The following is a 17,402-nucleotide window of genomic DNA, read 5'->3' on the forward strand; positions in this document are numbered from 1 at the left end:
TCTGATGGCCAGTTGGCCCCACGGCTATGCGCGGCATGTCTTTGACACGCTAGACTCAACCTTGTCCGAAGCGGCCCGCATGGCACCCAGCCTTGGCGGGCCTGCTTGGCTTCTAGCGATTGAGCAGACTGCGGCACGTGGCCGGCGCGGGCGGGCGTGGAGTAATCCGCAGGGAAACTTCGCTGGGACCCTCATTATGCGCCGCACAGGAAGCCCGGCAGATGCCGCCTTGCGCAGCTTTGTTTCAAGCCTTGCTTTGCGCGAGACCTTTGTCGAAGTGACGGGGCAGGAGGCGGCCTTTGCGCTTAAGTGGCCCAATGATGTGTTATTGAACGGCGGCAAGGTTGCAGGCATTTTGCTGGAGACCATTGGCGATTGTTTGGCAATTGGCATTGGCGTTAACCTTGCGCATGCTCCCACTCCTGATCAAGTCGAACAGGGCGCAGTCATCCCTGTCAGCGTTCTGGGTGCCACAGGGGTGAGTGTTGAACCCGAAATCTTCCTCGATGCGCTGGCCGCCGCTTATGCGCGGTTGGAAGACCAATATGTTACCTACGGTTTCGCCCCGATCCGCACTGCATGGTTGTCTCACGCCGCCCGTATCGGCGAGGTGATTACAGCCCGTACCATGCGCGACGAAACAGTCGGCGTTTTTGAAGATGTCGACGAGGCCGGGAACCTCATTTTAAACACTGCCAAGGGTCGCGTTGCGATCACGGCGGCTGATGTGTATTTTTAGGGTGGAGAGACAAGCTTATGCTTTTGGCCATTGATTGCGGCAATACCAATACGGTCTTCTCTATCTGGGATGGGACCGCATTTATTGCGACATGGCGCACGGCAACGGACGGTAAACGCACGGCCGACCAATATTACGTCTGGTTGAACACGCTGATGAACTTGCAAGGCATTGAGGCGGATATCACGGATGTGATTGTGTCTTCCACAGTGCCGCGCGTGGTGTGGAACCTACGTGTTCTGGCGGATCGCTATTTCAATGCGCGTCCATTGGTGGTGGGTAAACCTGAATGCGCGTTACCCATTGATGTGCGGGTAGATGTTGGCACTGCCGTGGGGCCAGACCGTCTGGTGAATACGGTTGCTGGGTTTGACCTCTATGGCGGTGATCTGATTGTCGTGGACTTTGGCACGGCGACAACGTTTGATGTAGTGGCCTCGGATGGGGCCTATGTGGGCGGTGTTATTGCCCCCGGTGTGAACCTCAGCCTTGAGGCACTGCACAACGCGGCGGCTGCTTTGCCACACATCGATATCAGCCAACCTCAGCATGTTGTGGGCACGAATACTGTGGCCTGTATGCAATCCGGCGTTTTTTGGGGTTATGTTGGGCTCGTCCGTGAGATATGTGCGCGGATAAAGGCGGAGCGTGGACGCGGTATGCGTGTCATCTCCACCGGCGGGCTCGCGCCGCTGTTCCAGCAGGCCGAAACCCTCTTTGACGAATATCAAGATGATCTGACGATGCACGGTCTGACCGTGATCAACAAATATAATAAGGAATGTGCTGAATAATGAGCAGCGAAAGATTGATCTACCTTCCCCTCGGTGGGGCGGGCGAAATTGGCATGAATGCCTATGTGTACGGCTATGGTGCACCAGAAAAAGAGCGACTGATTGTTGTGGACATCGGTGTGGCGTTTCCAGATATGGATACTTCCCCCGGTGTGGACCTGATCATTGCCGACATTGATTGGCTGGTAAAGCGCAAGGACCGCATTGAAGCGGTGTTTGTGACCCACGCCCATGAAGACCACGTGGGCGGCATCGCCCATACCTATGACCGCCTGCAAGCGCCGATCTATGCGCGCAAATTCACGGCCAACATCACCAAACGCAAGATGTCGGAATACAACCACCCCGATGATGCTGTGCGCATCGTTGGTACCTTCCCGCACCAAGTCGAAGCGGGTCCGTTCAAGGTGGGCTTCCAGCCGATCTCGCACTCGATCCCCGAAAGCTCGGCTTTGGTGATTGATACGCCTGTTGGCCGTATCGTGCACTCGGGTGATTTCAAAGTGGACCTGACACCGGGTGTTGGCGAGCCGTTTGATCCTGCCGCATTTGAAGCGATTGCCAAAGACGGCATCAAGGCGCTGATCTGTGACAGTACCAATGTGTTCAGCCAGCTGCCTGGCCGTTCAGAAGCGACACTGCCCGAAGCGATCACCGAATTGGTGAAAAGCGCCGAAGGCATGGTTGTAGCAACCACATTTGCGTCGAACGTGGCGCGGGTGAAAACGCTGGCGATTGCCGGCGCGGCTGCTGGTCGCTCTGTTGTGCTGCTGGGCCGTGCGATGAAACGTATGGTCGAAGCGTCGGTTGAAACTGGCGTCTTGAAAGACTTCCCGCCGACAATCAGCCCTGAACAGGCGCGTGATGTGCCGCGGGAAAACCTGTTGCTGCTGGTGACAGGGTCACAAGGCGAACGCCGTGCTGCCTCGGCGCAACTTGCACGTGGCAAATACATGGGCCTTCAGATGAAAGAGGGGGATATGTTCCTGTTTTCATCAAAGACCATTCCGGGCAATGAGCGCGGCGTAATCCGCATCATCAACCAGTTCTCGGAAATGGGTGTGGACGTTGTGGATGACAGCAGTGGCAAATACCACGTGTCGGGCCACGCCAACCGCCCAGATATCGAAACGCTGCATGATGTGTTGAAGCCGCAGGCGGTAATCCCGATGCACGGTGAACACCGCCACCTGCGCGAGCATGTCAAAGTTGCCGAGGCCAAAGGCCTTACAGGCGTTCTGGCTGTGAATGGTATGATGATTGACCTGTCTGGCAACAAGCCAAAGGTCGCTGAGTATATCGAAACAGGCCGCACCTATATCGACGGTTCGGTTCAGATCGGCGCGATGGACGGTATTGTCCGTGACCGTATCCGCATGGCGTTGAATGGTCACATGACCATCACCGTTTTGATGGACGAACAGGACGAGCCGCTGGGCGATCCTTGGGTCGATACCATGGGCCTGCCAGACAATGGCATCAGCAACGCACCTTTGACCGACGTGGTTGAGCAAGACTTGAGCCAGTGGCTGGGTCGGGCAGGGGCCAAAATCCTGCGCGATGATAAAGCGCTGGACGAAGGTTTGCGCCGTGTTGCACGCCAGTCTTCGCACAACGAAATCGGCAAAAAGCCAGAAGTAACAGTGGTGGTCAGCCGTCTGAGCTGACCCATACTACCACTTCTCTAGATACGAAAAGGCCCCGCAGAATTTCTGCGGGGCCTTTTTTATGTCTGGAATTTTTTGGCTGCTGGCCCCTCTATCGGGGATTAGTCTTTTGGACGGTCCGCAAAGCTCAGTTCAATGAACGTTGGCGTGTGATCGCCAAGGCCAACAACTTGGTTGCCCCCACCGCGGTTGTCATTGCGGCGGTTGTTATTACCGTTGTTGTTATTACCGTTGTTATTACCGTTGTTGTTGTTGTTGTTGTTGTTACGCGCGCGCGGTGCGCGGCGTTCTGATTGGCCTTCTTGTGCAGCCGCTGGCGCGGTCTCGGCCTTTACCGCAGGTGTCGACTTTGCCGCTTCAGGCTCTACTTTGGCAGCGATAGGTGCCTCTGCTTTTACAGCGGTCTCTGCCTCAGGGGCAGGTGCTGCCGCACTTGGCTTGCGTGTGCGCGTCCGTGTGCGCTTGGGCTTATCCGTTGGAGCAGCCTCATCGTTGGTTTTTGCCCTAGAGACACGAGGTTTCTTGACCTCGGTTGGTTTTTCTTCCGCAGGGGCGGCTGTTGCCATCGGGTTTTCCAAACGTGGGATTTCCTTTTGAACAAGGTGCTCCACGTTTTCAAAGTTCTTCTCGTCACGCACTGTGCAGATCATGATTGCTTTGCCATCACGGCCTGCGCGACCTGTACGGCCAATGCGGTGCACATAGTCTTCGGCATGGCTAGGCACGTCAAAGTTGAACACATGGCTTACGGATGGCACATCTAAGCCACGTGCCGCCACGTCTGAGGCCACGAGGAAGCGTAGTTCGCCGCCACGGAAACCGTCCAGCGTACGTGTACGTTGGCTTTGGTCCAGATCGCCGTGGATCGGCGCGGCATCATGGCCGTATTTTTTCAAAGAGCTTGCAACCGCATCGACATCCATCTTGCGGTTACAAAAGATGATTGCATTGGTGCATTTGTCGCCTTCGGCTTCGATCAACATGCGCAACAGTTTGCGCTTTTCCGTTGCTTCGCGGTCTTTACGCGAGGCTTTGAACATGACCACACCTTGCTCGATGTTCTCCGAGGTGGTGGCCTGACGGGCCATCTCGATGCGTTCAGGGTTGCTCAGGAACGTATTGGTGATGCGCTCAATCTCGGGGGCCATGGTGGCAGAGAAGAACAGCGTCTGGCGGGTAAAGGGCGTGAGGCCAAAGATGCGTTCGATGTCTGGGATAAAACCCATGTCCAACATGCGGTCGGCTTCATCCACAACCATAACCTTAACGTCGGTCAGGATCAGTTTGCCGCGTTCATGGTGGTCCAGCAAGCGACCGGGCGTAGCGATCAGAACGTCCACACCTTTGTCGATCAGCTTGTCTTGTTCATTGAACGATACGCCACCAATCAGCAGTGCTTTGGTTAGCTTGGTGTACTTTGCGTATGTGTCAAAGTTTTCAGCAACCTGTGCGGCCAATTCGCGGGTGGGGCAGAGCACAAGAGAGCGCGGCATCCGTGCCCGTGCGCGGCCACGTGCCAGCATGGTGATCATAGGAAGCGTGAAGCTGGCGGTTTTACCTGTGCCCGTTTGGGCGATCCCTAGAACATCGCGGCCGGCAAGGGCAGGAGGAATAGCACCTGCCTGAATCGGTGTTGGCGTATCGTACCCAGCCTCTTCGATGGCTTTCAGTACCTTGGGGTTCAGGTTTAGATCAGTAAATTTTGTCATGTGTATCCGTTAGTTGCGGACACATCTTGGCCCGCGGCAGCATCTACATCGGCCAGCATGGCCCAAAGGGCGGCGAAAGCCGCGACATATCTATCTTGCGCATAGCAAGTTGTGAGCCAAGCGTCAAATATTTGCGAAGTCTGGGAAATGTTTGGCCAAGGCTGTGTCAAATGGGAACACTGTTCGATACAGGAATCCCTTGCTGTCCAAGCTTGCGCGCAGCGCGGGGGTATCGGCACAGACTTCGTCAAAAAAGTCGCGAATGCCCGTTTCGCCTGCTTCTTCCATTAACATGGTGAACAGTTCATGTGTTGTGATCCCCCCACGTGCGCGGCTGCGTGCAGGCCCCAGATCGGCGCGATACGACCCCTGTTCAAAACGGTATTTGAAGTGATCAAACCAGCTTGCCCAATCCGTGGCGTGGAAATGCGCCAAATGGAACTGAGGGATCTCAATTTGATCAGGATTGCTTTCACCGTCAAGAAACGCGTTATGGATGCGAAATTTAAGGCCTTTGATACCTGTGCGGACAAAGATCTTGCCTGCGATATGGCTTAGAAAGCCGCCTTTTAGGTGTTGGCCAAAGGTGGGATAAAGCGTTGATACAATTTGTTCGCGTTTTCCATCTGCGGGGATGAACGTCTTGAGCGCGGCATCAACCTGCGGATCACCCCCTGCCAGCAGTTCCATTGGCCGTGCGCGTGCACATTTGATGTGATCGGGGAGGGTGGCCAGATGGGATGCGACCCGACCCTCCGAGACCAGAAATTCATCCACATCCATATGCATTAGCCAATCGACATCCTTGGCGCGATTGTAGGCGCGGGTGGCATTCATGGTTTGACGTGGTTGGTGCATGTCAGGCCGTTTGCCATTCCTGCTCTGCCAATAAGCATCATCACACAGGACCACGCGGCAGTTGGGATGGTTGCGCAACGCCTGTTGCGCGCCCGGGCAAGGCGCATCCAGATAGATGTAGATACGGTGCGCGCCCATCTCTAGGTGATAGGCGACAAAGCGCAAGATCGCAGGAGTATCAGCCTTGATCGTTGCGACGATGCCCCAAGTTGCCATGTGTTATACCATCATCTCTTTTGTCGCGGTCAGCTTAACATCAGGATAGTCGCGGTCCACGCGGTCAATATCCCACTGTAACCGTGTCAGGTAAACAATATCCCCATCGTGATCGGTTGCGATGTGCTGTTTGTTGGTTTCGGTGAATTTATCTACCGCTGCTTTAGGGCCATTGACCCAACGCGCCGAGGTGAATTGGGACTGCTCAAAACGCACAGGTAACCCGTATTCCAGCTCAATCCGGCTGGCGAGCACTTCGAACTGAAGCTGCCCGACAACCCCCACAACAAAGCCCGACCCGAAGGCGGGTTTGAATACTTTGGCAGCGCCTTCCTCGGCGAATTGCATCAAGGCTTTCTCAAGGTGTTTGGATTTCAGTGGATCACCTGCACGCACGCCTTGCAACAGTTCAGGTGCGAAGGAGGGGATGCCAGAAACGCGCAGCGCTTCGCCTTCGGTCAGCGTATCACCGATGCGCAATTGGCCGTGGTTGGGGATACCGATGATGTCGCCAGCCCATGCTTCCTCAGCCAACTCGCGGTCTGCGGCAAGGAACATCACGGGGTTTGTAATGCTCATCTGTTTTTTGGTTCGCACATGAGTAAGCTTCATCCCGCGTTCAAAATGCCCAGAGGCCAGCCGCACAAAGGCAACGCGGTCACGGTGTTTCGGGTCCATGTTCGCCTGAACTTTGAAAACAAAACCTGTGACGTTCTTTTCCTCGGGCAAAATCTCACGCGGTTGTGCCTTTTGGATTTGCGGTTCAGGGCCGAACATCGCAATCCCGTCCATCAATTCCTTGACGCCAAAGCTGTTGATCGCCGAGCCAAACCAAATAGGGGTGAGCGAGCCTTCGGCCATCAATTCGGCATCCAGTGGCGGCATCAGCTCGCGTACCATTTCCAGATCTTCTTTGAGTTTCTCAAGAAGATTGGCAGGCACATGTTCGGCCAGTTTTGGATCGTCCAGCCCTTCGATCTTGATGCTCTCCGAAACCTTGTTACGGTCGGCACGGTCCATCAACTCCAGCCTGTCGCGCAGAATATCGTAGCAACCGACAAAATCCCGGCCCACCCCAATGGGCCAACTGGCTGGAGTCACGTCAATTGCGAGGTTTTGTTGGATTTCATCAATAATTTCGAAAACATCACGGCTCTCGCGGTCCATTTTGTTACAAAAGGTTAAGATGGGAAGGTCGCGCATGCGGCAAACTTCGAACAGCTTCTGGGTTTGGCTCTCGACACCTTTGGCACCGTCGATCACCATAACAGCGGCATCCACTGCCGTGAGTGTGCGGTAAGTATCTTCGGAGAAATCCGAGTGACCAGGCGTATCCACGAGGTTAAAGCGATAGTTCTTTTCTTTGCCTTGATAGTCAAATGACATGGCAGAGGCCGATACGGAAATCCCGCGATCCTTTTCCATTGCCATGAAGTCAGAGCGCGTGCGGCGTGCTTCGCCTTTGGCGCGGACCTGACCCGCCATCTGGATCGCCCCCCCGAACAACAGGAACTTTTCTGTCAGTGTCGTCTTACCGGCATCAGGGTGACTGATAATTGCAAAGGTACGCCGCCGCGCAATTTCCAACGGAAGATCGGGGCGATTGTTGTTATTATCCAGCATTTTAAAAGATGTTCCTGATGTAGTTTTGGCGCGCTGCGAGGGCATTTGCCACATAATATATTTGGCCGCTACTCATACCCTACATACGCGCCAAAGCAAGTCTCAGTGACCAGAGGCCTTTTTGAGTAGGTCCGCCGCGTCCGGACGGTTGAGTAGCCCTTCATGCACATCCTGTCCCGCATGCGGTAGGTCAGAGTGCCCAGGTACATGTCGCCCAAGGCTTTGCGATAGGTCGCTGGGTAGAACGGCGCGTGTGCGGCTGTTGATCAACATGCTTTCGGCAGCGATGCCTTCGGCATAAATGATCTGGTGGCTGTCAAACAGCAGTTGAAAATAATCAACAAAACCGCCTTCTTCGATCGTCACGGTTGTGCCGTTCACCAGATGGCGGGCCTTGAACAGCAGTTCAGCACGTCCAGCGCCCAGTTCATCGGTGCGTTGATAGATGAAAAGCCGATGATCGGGGCTGACCAATAGGTCGGCGCTGTTGTTCAGCGTTTCGGCAGCGATGCGAATAGGAGCAAAATCTCCCACGGCACGGGTCGTCGAGGTGCCGATCCAGCGCAATGTTTGCACGCCGTCATCACGGGTGAGAACGCGGTCACCAACGGCTAGGGTTTCAACAGCGCGCTGTTCGCCAGAGGCCATGGTGATCTGGGTGCCACGGGTAAAGCTGACGCAGGCCACTTGGGCGAATTTACTGAGTGCATTTTCGCTGTCGATCCCGACAAGACGGTATTCGACCTTAGGGGACAAGGTGCTGAAGGGCAGTAGGAATATCTGGTTAACGTGACCCAAGTCATCGACTTCGACCATGAGCACCGCGTCGGTCATGCTGCCGTCGGGGGACATAAACGTCAATGCGCTATCCAGATGCACGATGGCGCCGGGGGTGCCCACGGTGGTATCCAATCCGATGCCAAAACTGGCATCGTCATGTGCGATCAACGACAGCCGCGCGGGCTGGGCGTCAAAGCTCAGTTCATAGACGTCATCTAGGATCAACTCGCTCGCAAATGAAATCAGATCCCCCATGTTCGCACCATCCGTTGCGCGAATCTGGTCGGCAACATAGACGGGTACGCTTTGCGATGATTGAGGGCCTGTGGACATGGGAAAGCCTTGTGAGGTCTAGTTTTTCTTGTGCTATCTTAAAATTGTGGCAAGTCGCGGTCAATGCTGCGGTGTTTTGCTGGCACATGCTGAATGGCTGGGGTAGCAATTGGGGAAATAGTGAGGGAGAGATACTATGGATCTTGGAATTAAAGGCAAAAAAGCACTGGTCTGTGCATCGTCCAAAGGCTTGGGCTTGGGCTGTGCCGAAGCACTTGCAGCAGCGGGTGTCGATCTGGTGATGAATGCACGTGGCGCAGAGGCGCTTGAGGCGTCAGCAGAACGGCTGCGCACGGAATATGGCGTAAACATCGTCACCGTTGCAGCAGACGTGGCCACTCCCGAGGGGCAGGAAGCTGTCATCAATGCGTCGCAAGGTGTTGATATTTTGGTAAATAACGCCGGTGGACCCCCTCCCGGTATGTGGACGGACTGGGACCGTGAGGATTTCATTAAGGCGCTGGATGCGAACATGCTGGCACCGATCGCGCTGATTAAGGCGCTGGTGCCTGCGATGATGGACCGTGGTTGGGGGCGTGTGGTCAACATCACGTCGCAATCCGTACGTGCGCCTATTGGTGTGCTGGGGCTTAGCAACTCTGCCCGTACGGGTCTGACGGGCTATGTGGCGGGCACATCGCGTCAGGTGGCGGGCAAAGGTGTGACCATCAACAACCTGCTGCCAGGCATTCACGCAACCGACCGCGCTGATGCGTTGGACGGCGGGGTGGTGAAGGCCAAAGGTATCACGCTGGAGCAGGCACGCGACGAACGCGCAGCAGGCATTCCTGCAGGGCGTTATGGCACACGGGACGAATTCGGCGCTGCCTGTGCCTTCTTGTGCTCTACCCATGCGGGGTTCATCGTGGGGCAATCCATTCTGCTTGACGGTGGTGCAACCAACATCACTATGTAAGGACGCACTGAAATGGCCGAAAAATTCTCTCTCAAGGATCACCTGTTTAATCCTGAAACGGTGGGGCTACTGGCGGCTGAATTTGCTGCTGGTGTGCCTGACTTCGACGCAGCACGTTTCACCTCAGAGGCGTTGACAGGGTTCCCCGAGAGGGAATTGATGGCACGGATGGAGTGGATGGCCGATTGTCTTGAGGGGCAACTGGCGGATGATTTCCCAACCATGGCGGATCAGTTGTTGGCGGCTTTGCCAGCGCCGCTTGATCCGGCCAAAGTGGATGATGATTTTGGCCATTTCAGACACGGCGTTCACGGCATCCTTGTGGCGCGGCACGGGCTGGAAGATCACCGTGCTCGCGCGATGGAAGTGCTGTATGAAGCCACCCAGCGCTTCTCGATGGAGTTTTATATCCGTGCCTTCCTCAACCGGTGGCCAGAGGAGACTTTAGCGCAATTGGCGGTGTGGGCGCAGGATGATAATTATCACGTTCGCCGACTGGTTAGCGAGGGCACGCGCCCGCGCTTGCCGTGGGCCCAGAACGTCGGATTGACGCCAGAGCAAACTTTGCCGCTACTGGATAGCTTGCATGCAGACCGCGCCCGATTTGTCACGCGGTCGGTTGCGAACCATCTTAATGACTTGAGTAAAGTTGTTCCAGATCAGGTGATTGAAACCCTTTCCTCATGGGGTAGATTAAGCAAGCAGGGTGCGAATGAACTGGATTGGATGACGCGCCACGCGCTGCGCACTTTGATTAAGCAAGGTCATTCAGGTGCGATGACTGCGTTGGGATATAGTGCTGATGCGCCCGTCACTGCGCAGATCGTTTTAGGGCAAACGCAGGTTCCGATTGGCGGCGCGCTTGGCTTTGAGGTGAGCTTGAATAGTGACGTTGATTTGCCTGTTCTGGTCGATTACCGCATCGGATTTTCCCGCCCTTCTGGCAAGCAGGCGGAGAAGGTGTTCAAGCTGAAGGTAGGACAGATCGTGGCGGGCAAGCCGCTTGTGCTGAAAAAAGCGCATAAGTTCAAAGGTGGCGCAACAACCTTCACGCTGCATTCGGGCGCGCATAGCATTATGGTGCAGGTGAATGGCCGCGATGTTGCAAGCGCGGTGTTTGACCTGACAGAGTAAACGACACATCACGTTTGCGACAGCTTCCGCTTTTTGCCTAGTCGCAAAGGGGGCGCCTGACATAGCTCTGTTCCAAACTGGAACGAGAGCGAGAAACGCGATGCAACCTGTTATTTTGATTGGCGTGTTTGGCCTGATTGTCGCGGCCTCTCTCTTGGCCGCGCCGCGCCAAGCCAGTGTTGAGGGGTTTTACGGCGGGCAGACTGAAAACGGTCACGCGCCGCATCTGTGGGTTTTGGTACTGAGCCAAGTCACCACATGGATTTTCGCCCGTAGCCTGATGAACGCCGCGATTTTGGGGTATTATTACGGCATTGCCGGTACGCTGGCCTATGCTGGCTATTACGCTTCGTTTCTGACGGGGGGCTTTATTGTCGGGCGGTTGCGTGCTGGCGGAGCCACTTCGGTACAGGCGTGGCTGGCGGTGCGCTTTGGCACAGTTGGCAAAGGCTGTTATAACTTTGTGATCGGTTTGCGGTTGCTCTCGGAAGTATTTGCCAACCTGCTGGTGGTAGGGCTGATCTTTAACGCGGTGCTGGCGGGCAGTGGTACGGCGGCGATCTGCGCGGTGGCGTTGCTGGGGTTGGCCTATTCGGCATGGGGCGGGCTGAGCGCGGCTTTGCGTTCTGATGTCGTGCAAATGCTGGTATTTCTAGGGGTGTTTGGCGTGGCATTTGCAGCCTTGGTTGTCAGCTCGGAATTCGATTTGGGAGCGGTGGTGACCGCCCAAGGCGTATCAGGTGGCTATAATGGTTGGGTGCTGCTGGCCGTGGCGGCGCTGCAAGTGTTCAGCTATCCGGCCCATGATCCGGTAATGATGGACCGAGGCTTCATCGCCGATCCCGCCACCACACGCGCTTCCTTTCTTCATGCGTTCTGGATCAGCACGCTGTGCATCATCGGTTTTGGATTTTTCGGTATTCAGGCGGGGCTGGTCGGCGCAGCTTACGAGGGCGAGTTGATCGGCACATGGGCCGCGATGTTTCCCGCTTGGGTGTTTGGCTTGCTGATGATCTCGCTGCTAGTATCGGCGTTGAGCACGCTGGATTCGGCGCTATCCTCAGCGGCGCGGCTGGTGGTGGAAGAGGGCGGTTTGCCACGTAACCTGTTAGCAGGGCGGGTGGTTATGTTGGGCTTTACGCTGGTGGGGGCGGCGCTGACGCTTTGGGGAAATGCGACCTTGTTTGATGCGGTGGCGGTTAGTGGCACGGCCTCTATGTTCCTGACGCCGGTTTTGATTGTGGGTTTGGTGATAGGGCGGCAGATTGCGCTGTGGGCCTATCTGGTGGCCTTTGCGGCGGCTATGATTGGCGCGTTGGTCTATTTTGCCCGTGGCTGGGATATGGTGACACCTTGGCTGATGGCTGGCCATAAATATGAGCAGCTTTTGCTGATTTGTGCTCTTGTTCTTGTTACGGGCTTTGCGGCGGTGCTTGCAGGGGCGCGGCGTGGCTGATAGCTGCTATCCGATAAAAATGATCGGATAAGCCAGTCATGGACAGCCAGACACCCCGCCTAGAAATCCGCAACCTGCGCCGCAGCTTTGAAGGGCGTGCGGTGGTGGATGATGTGAGCCTGAAAATCCTACCCGGTCAGGTGACGTGCCTGCTGGGGCCGTCAGGCTGCGGCAAATCGACAACCCTGCGCATGATTGCTGGGGTTGAGATGCAAGACAGCGGCACCATTCACGTGGATGGCAAGCTGATCTGCGACACGGTTTTCCGCGTGCCACCCGAGCGGCGCGAGATTGGTCTGATGTTTCAGGATTTCGCGCTGTTTCCGCATCTGAGTGTGGCCGACAATGTGGGCTATGGATTGACGGGTACAAAGGCATCTAAACGCGAAAGGGTGGAAGAGCTGCTTAGGCGCGTGGACCTGATCCGCTTTATTGATGGCTATCCACATCAATTGTCGGGCGGCGAGCAACAGCGCGTTGCATTGGCGCGTGCACTGGCCCCGCGTCCGCGCATCATGTTGATGGACGAGCCGTTTAGCGGCCTTGATAATCGTCTGCGTGATGGTATCCGTGATGAAACATTGAGCATCCTCAAAGAGGAAGACACCGCCGTTTTGCTGGTCACCCATGAACCAGACGAGGCGATGCGCATGGCCGATGAAATTGCACTGATGCGGGATGGCAAGATCGTGCAGCAAGGCGCGCCGTATAACGTCTATACCCGTCCGATTGATCGCGCTTCGGTCTCGTTTTTCTCGGATGCGAATGTGGTGCGGGCAGATGTCACTGGAGCGCTGGCGCATACGGCTTTCGGGCGGTTCCTTGCCCCCGGTGTGCCGGATGGTACTGCTGTTGATATCGTTTTTCGCCCCCAACACGTGCGCATTGATTTTGACCGCGCAGGCAAAGGCCCTCTGCCCACTGCGGCAGATGGCACACCCGCCCGCGCTGTTGTGGAACGGGCGCGGTTTATGGGCAATGAAAGCCTTGTAGAATTCCGCATGGACCACGATGGTACATTGGTGAATGCCACAGTGCCGAATGTGTTTATGCCCACACGCGGCACGGTGATGTGGCTGACCATCAGGCGCGATAAATGTTTCGTCTTTCCAGTGGACGCCTAAAGCGAGGACTTGTGATGCAAAAGCTGTTGGTGGAATTCGGTATGGGCACGTCGCTGCGGCGCGGTGACTATACCCAAGCAGCCGAGCGCGCAGTCAAAGACGCGCTTTGGCATAACTCGATCAATCTGGCAGAGCTGTTCGGCTTTGACAAAGCAGACATGCAGATCACCCTCGATGTGGGAGTACAAAAGCCCGATGAGGTTGACGCAGATGTGCTGCGCGCTGTTTTCCCCTATGGCAATGTGACGGTGAATATCGTGAAGGGGGGGCTGGACGTGCCGCGCCCCGAAGGCACGGGCAATCCGACAATCATGGCGAATGTGGCCCTATCCGTTGGATTTGACATGGAGAAACGCTCATGACCGAACAACGGGTGATCATCGAAATGGGCATGGGCAATGACCTGCACGGTATGGATTACACCAAAGCCGCCAAACGTGCGATTGAAGACGCCTTGCGCCATTCATCCTTGCCGATGTTTGGGGTGCTGGAACTGCCTTTCGACGCGATGCGGGTACAGGTGACCGTTGCGGTGCAAGAGCCTGACGCGCTGGATCTGGACGCGCTGCGGGCGACTTTGCCACGCGGACAGGCTGAAGTGCGTGCGGTGCACGGTGGTTTAAATGTGTCCAGTAACGGCGAGACGATTGTCGTGGCCCAAGCCAGCGTTGAGGCGTTTTTACCGCCGCAAACGGGATGGGCGCTGAAAGACTAAGGCCAAAGAACTAAGGGACGTAGTCCGCCAAGGTTTTACCTGCCTCGTCGCTGAACAGTTGGGGCAGAGCCTCGGCAGAGTTGATCAGGTCCAGCCGGAAAACGCGGTGAGCATTTCGCAGTTCGCACCATGCGGTCAGGGTCCAAATGCGGCTCCAGTACTCAAGATGCAGGGGGCGTATCGAGCGTGAGGTCACGGCACCATTGCCAGAGGTATAGGTGATCCGCAATTTTTGCCGCGCTTTGATCGCGGCGCGTAGGGTCGGGATTTGTGACAACCCCTTTGCAGGATCGGAAAACGCCGAGGCTGCGAATTTCCACGCGTCTGCCTGTGCCACTGCGGTTTGCGGCAGCACAGCGTCCAGTTTATCCGACAGGCTATTGGCAGCGCTGCGCATTTGCGGATCTGCGACTTCGGCCGCAATGGCCAACCCCAATTCCAGCGCCTCCAACTCGGCTTGGCTCAGCGAGAGCGGGGGCAGGGTGATGGTGTGGTTCAGACGGTAGCCCGTGCCGCGCGTGCCTGTGACGGGCACACCCGAAGCCGCGAGGCTGTCCATGTCACGGTATAGTGTGCGCACAGAGACATCCATCCGCCGGGCCAGCGCATTGGCCGTATGCAAATTTCCGTCCCGCAGGATGGTCAGGATATCAAAAAGGCGGTCAGATCGCGACATGATACTGACATAAACCTGTCAGTTGTGCGCGGCAAGACCGAAAATCGGCATCAAACTTGCGAGCGAGCAGCGCAAAATCATGTGTTTCCGGTTTTTGCTGCGTATGGTTTTTGCTACTCCAAATGGTGAAATCCTGCGTTGTGAGCAGGCATATTTTCTTTGATAGGATGAATGACATGCTGAATAATATTGGTTTGCCGGGCCTGCTGCTGATCGCGGTGGTTGTATTGGTGCTTTTTGGACGTGGCAAAATCTCGTCTTTGATGGGCGAAGTGGGCAAAGGCATCACCAGCTTTAAAAAGGGCATCAACGAGGGTGAGCAGCAGTTGAAAGACGACAAAGCGGATGACGTTGCTGACATCCCGCAGCCCGAAGTTGATACCAAGGACAAGGTGTAACGCCCATGTTCGATATTGGCATGACCGAAATGCTGGTGGTGGGGGTTGTGGCGTTGATCGTCGTGGGCCCCAAGGATCTACCGGTGATGTTTCGCCGCGTGGGCCAGTTTGTCGGCAAGGCCAAAGGCATGGCGCGGGAATTTTCCAGCGCCATGAATGATGCGGCTGACGAATCTGGCATGCGCGAAGTCTCAAGCAACCTCAGCAAATCGTTAAAGGCGGCGACCAACCCAATTGGCACGGCGATGGACGGTGTCAAAGACGCGACCAAAGGTCTGGTGGATATCGAAGCCCCCAGCGAGACAACCAAATTGTCAGCAGAGCGGGCCGAAAATGTGAAACGCATTCAGGCCAGCACAGCGCGCTCGGCGGCTGAGCGCAAAGCGCGTGAAGCCCAAGAGGCGATGGAAAAGGCCGACGAGCTGGAAGCATCGCTACAAGAGTCTTTGGCGCAGAAGCCTGATGTGAAGAAAGCAGATACATGAGTGCCAGCGATAACGATATTGACGACAGCGCCGCCCCGCTGATCGAACATCTGGCCGAGTTGCGCACGCGGCTGATCCGTTCTGTTCTGGCCTTTGTGGTCGGGATGATCATCTGCTTTTCTTTCGGCAGTGCGATCCTTGATTTCCTGTTGGTCCCGATTGAACAAACCATGCGCAATCTGGGTAATCCGAACCCTGTGATGCAATATACCGCACCGCAAGAATACTTTTTTACGTTGATTCGCATCTCGATGGTTGGCGGGCTTGCCATTAGCTTTCCCGTGATCGCGACACAGCTTTGGCGGTTTGTGGCACCGGGCTTGTATAAAAACGAAAAGAATGCGTTTTTGCCGTTTCTGATTGCATCTCCGATGCTGTTTTTGCTGGGGGCGTCCTTTGCGCATTATGTGGTTGTGCCACTGGCGATGCAGTTCTTCCTCGGCTTCTCGGATGCGGCGTCTTACCTGTCTGCGATGCTTGCGAATGGTGAGGTGAAGACCTCGGGTATCGACATTGTGTTCAACGGTAAGGTGAATGAAAGCCTTGATATCACGTTGAAAATGATCGTCGCCTTTGGCCTGTGCTTCCAATTGCCTGTGCTGTTGACGCTGATGGGCAAGGCGGGGCTGGTCACAGCCGAAGGCCTGCGCAACGTGCGTAAATACGCGCTGGTAGGGATTTTGTTGCTGGCCGCATTGGTGACGCCGCCTGATGTTGTGACGCAGTTGATCTTGTTTGTTGTGGTCTACGGGCTTTATGAAATCTCGATTTTCCTTGTGTCACGTGTTGATGCCAAACGTGAAAAGCAACTGCGCGAAGATGGTTTTTACGACGAGGATGACATCGCTGCTGATTTTGAAGCCATGGCCGATGAGATGGAGAATGACAGCCCGATTGTTGAAGACACAGACGTTGAGGACCGCGATAAATGATTGATGATCCTATGGACCGTATTGCACTGGCGCTGGAGCGGATGTCTCCGGCGCCTTTGGCGGCCCCTGATTTTACAACGGCCTCGGCCTTTGTCTGGCACACAGGACCGGACCGTCTGGAACCTATCGCGAAAGTATCCCGCGTTGATCTATCATTGCTGCTGGGGGTAGAGCGCACGCGCGACACCTTGCTGCAAAACACATCGCAATTCGCGGCAGGATTGCCCGCAAATAATGCGTTGCTATGGGGCGCACGGGGTATGGGGAAATCTAGCCTTGTCAAAGCAATACACGGTGCCTTGCAAGGCGAGTTTCCTGCGCTGAAGATGGTTGAATTGCAACGCGAAGACCTACCCTCAGTGGGACGTTTGCTAAACCTCCTACGCGGCGCGCCTGAGCGTTTTATCCTGTTTTGCGATGATCTGAGCTTTGGCCATGATGATGCGCATTACAAATCGCTCAAGGCGGTTCTGGATGGCGGGATCGAGGGGCGGCCTGAAAATGTCGTGCTTTATGCCACGTCTAACCGCCGCCATTTGATGCCACGTGACATGATTGAAAACGAACGTGGTTCAGCGATCAATCCTGCCGAAGCGGTTGAGGAAAAAGTATCCCTTTCGGATCGGTTTGGTCTGTGGTTGGGCTTTCATGCCTGCGATCAGGATCAATATCTGGCGATGATCCGTGGCTATTGTGATGCGCATGGGGTCGCGATTGATGACGCCACATTGCGCGCCGAAGCGATTGAGTGGCAGGCCACCCGTGGCAGCAGATCAGGTCGTGTGGCTTGGCAGTATTTTACGGACCTTGCAGGGCGCAAAGGCGTTTCTCTGCAATAAGGCATCGC

18 protein-coding genes are annotated in these 17,402 nt (G+C 55.7%); 13 read left to right on the forward strand and 5 right to left on the reverse strand.

Going from position 1 to position 17,402, the window contains the following annotated elements; translation table 11 throughout:
• The first annotated feature begins 4 nt into the window (after positions 1-4).
• The 3 genes from GGR95_RS06730 to GGR95_RS06740 are packed head-to-tail and all read left to right on the forward strand — an operon-like array spanning position 5 to position 3,200.
• Entirely contained in the window at positions 5-739 is a 735-nt protein-coding gene (locus GGR95_RS06730) for a biotin--[acetyl-CoA-carboxylase] ligase (protein WP_184564097.1), read from the forward strand.
• 17 nt (positions 740-756) lie between these two features.
• Positions 757-1,533, forward strand: a complete 777-nt coding sequence (locus tag GGR95_RS06735) for a type III pantothenate kinase (RefSeq protein ID WP_184564099.1) — start codon at positions 757-759, stop codon at positions 1,531-1,533.
• Positions 1,533-3,200, forward strand: a complete 1,668-nt coding sequence (locus GGR95_RS06740; RefSeq protein WP_184564101.1) for a ribonuclease J — start codon at positions 1,533-1,535, stop codon at positions 3,198-3,200. Before GGR95_RS06735 ends, GGR95_RS06740 begins: the two co-directional genes overlap by 1 nt.
• A gap of 101 nt (positions 3,201-3,301) precedes the next feature.
• On the opposite strand, the gene GGR95_RS06745 is transcribed toward GGR95_RS06740, so the two are convergent.
• From GGR95_RS06745 to GGR95_RS06760, 4 genes are all read right to left on the reverse strand, one after another.
• Positions 3,302-4,909 (reverse strand): DEAD/DEAH box helicase, encoded by a 1,608-nt coding sequence (locus GGR95_RS06745; protein WP_184564103.1) that lies wholly within the window; start codon positions 4,907-4,909, stop codon positions 3,302-3,304.
• Positions 4,910-5,032: 123 nt separating this feature from the next.
• The gene (locus GGR95_RS06750; protein ID WP_184564105.1) at positions 5,033-5,983 is read right to left on the reverse strand and encodes a glycosyltransferase family 2 protein; all 951 of its coding nucleotides are present in this window, start codon (positions 5,981-5,983) and stop codon (positions 5,033-5,035) included.
• Between the two features lie 3 nt (positions 5,984-5,986).
• Positions 5,987-7,606, reverse strand: a complete 1,620-nt coding sequence (locus GGR95_RS06755) for a peptide chain release factor 3 (protein WP_184564107.1) — start codon at positions 7,604-7,606, stop codon at positions 5,987-5,989.
• 102 nt (positions 7,607-7,708) lie between these two features.
• Positions 7,709-8,719, reverse strand: a complete 1,011-nt coding sequence (locus GGR95_RS06760; RefSeq protein ID WP_184564109.1) for a Hint domain-containing protein — start codon at positions 8,717-8,719, stop codon at positions 7,709-7,711.
• A gap of 136 nt (positions 8,720-8,855) precedes the next feature.
• Between GGR95_RS06760 and GGR95_RS06765 the strand changes: the two genes are divergently transcribed.
• From GGR95_RS06765 to GGR95_RS06790, 6 genes are all read left to right on the forward strand, one after another.
• Positions 8,856-9,635, forward strand: a complete 780-nt coding sequence (locus GGR95_RS06765) for an SDR family oxidoreductase (protein ID WP_184564111.1) — start codon at positions 8,856-8,858, stop codon at positions 9,633-9,635.
• A gap of 12 nt (positions 9,636-9,647) precedes the next feature.
• Positions 9,648-10,769, forward strand: coding sequence for a DNA alkylation repair protein (locus GGR95_RS06770; RefSeq protein ID WP_184564113.1), 1,122 nt, complete (start codon positions 9,648-9,650; stop codon positions 10,767-10,769).
• Between the two features lie 100 nt (positions 10,770-10,869).
• The gene (locus GGR95_RS06775; protein ID WP_184564115.1) at positions 10,870-12,225 is read left to right on the forward strand and encodes an SLC5/6 family protein; all 1,356 of its coding nucleotides are present in this window, start codon (positions 10,870-10,872) and stop codon (positions 12,223-12,225) included.
• A gap of 38 nt (positions 12,226-12,263) precedes the next feature.
• Positions 12,264-13,349, forward strand: a complete 1,086-nt coding sequence (locus GGR95_RS06780; RefSeq protein ID WP_184564117.1) for an ABC transporter ATP-binding protein — start codon at positions 12,264-12,266, stop codon at positions 13,347-13,349.
• 14 nt (positions 13,350-13,363) lie between these two features.
• Complete coding sequence (locus GGR95_RS06785) at positions 13,364-13,711, forward strand: Lin0512 family protein (protein WP_184564119.1); 348 nt, start codon at positions 13,364-13,366, stop codon at positions 13,709-13,711.
• The gene (locus GGR95_RS06790; protein WP_184564121.1) at positions 13,708-14,064 is read left to right on the forward strand and encodes a Lin0512 family protein; all 357 of its coding nucleotides are present in this window, start codon (positions 13,708-13,710) and stop codon (positions 14,062-14,064) included. Before GGR95_RS06785 ends, GGR95_RS06790 begins: the two co-directional genes overlap by 4 nt.
• Before the next feature lie 10 nt (positions 14,065-14,074).
• Here the strand turns inward: GGR95_RS06790 and GGR95_RS06795 are convergent, their stop codons facing one another.
• Positions 14,075-14,740 carry a helix-turn-helix transcriptional regulator gene (locus tag GGR95_RS06795; protein ID WP_184564123.1) on the reverse strand — a complete coding sequence of 222 codons (666 nt, stop codon included), beginning with the start codon at positions 14,738-14,740 and terminating at the stop codon, positions 14,075-14,077.
• Positions 14,741-14,916: 176 nt separating this feature from the next.
• Here GGR95_RS06795 and tatA point away from each other — a divergent pair, with 176 nt between their 5' ends.
• The 4 genes from tatA to GGR95_RS06815 are packed head-to-tail and all read left to right on the forward strand — an operon-like array spanning position 14,917 to position 17,394.
• Positions 14,917-15,138: a twin-arginine translocase TatA/TatE family subunit gene (gene tatA, locus GGR95_RS06800; protein WP_184564125.1), complete on the forward strand. Its 222-nt coding sequence runs from the start codon at positions 14,917-14,919 to the stop codon at positions 15,136-15,138.
• Between the two features lie 5 nt (positions 15,139-15,143).
• Positions 15,144-15,623: a Sec-independent protein translocase protein TatB gene (gene tatB, locus GGR95_RS06805; protein WP_184564128.1), complete on the forward strand. Its 480-nt coding sequence runs from the start codon at positions 15,144-15,146 to the stop codon at positions 15,621-15,623.
• On the forward strand, positions 15,620-16,555 hold the full coding sequence (tatC, locus tag GGR95_RS06810) for a twin-arginine translocase subunit TatC (protein WP_184564130.1): 936 nt from the start codon (positions 15,620-15,622) through the stop codon (positions 16,553-16,555). Before tatB ends, tatC begins: the two co-directional genes overlap by 4 nt.
• Positions 16,552-17,394: an ATP-binding protein gene (locus GGR95_RS06815; RefSeq protein WP_184564132.1), complete on the forward strand. Its 843-nt coding sequence runs from the start codon at positions 16,552-16,554 to the stop codon at positions 17,392-17,394. Before tatC ends, GGR95_RS06815 begins: the two co-directional genes overlap by 4 nt.
• Positions 17,395-17,402: the final 8 nt, after the last annotated feature.

Origin of the sequence: Sulfitobacter undariae, assembly GCF_014196805.1 — a bacterium.
In the GTDB taxonomy this organism is placed as follows: domain Bacteria; phylum Pseudomonadota; class Alphaproteobacteria; order Rhodobacterales; family Rhodobacteraceae; genus Sulfitobacter; species Sulfitobacter undariae.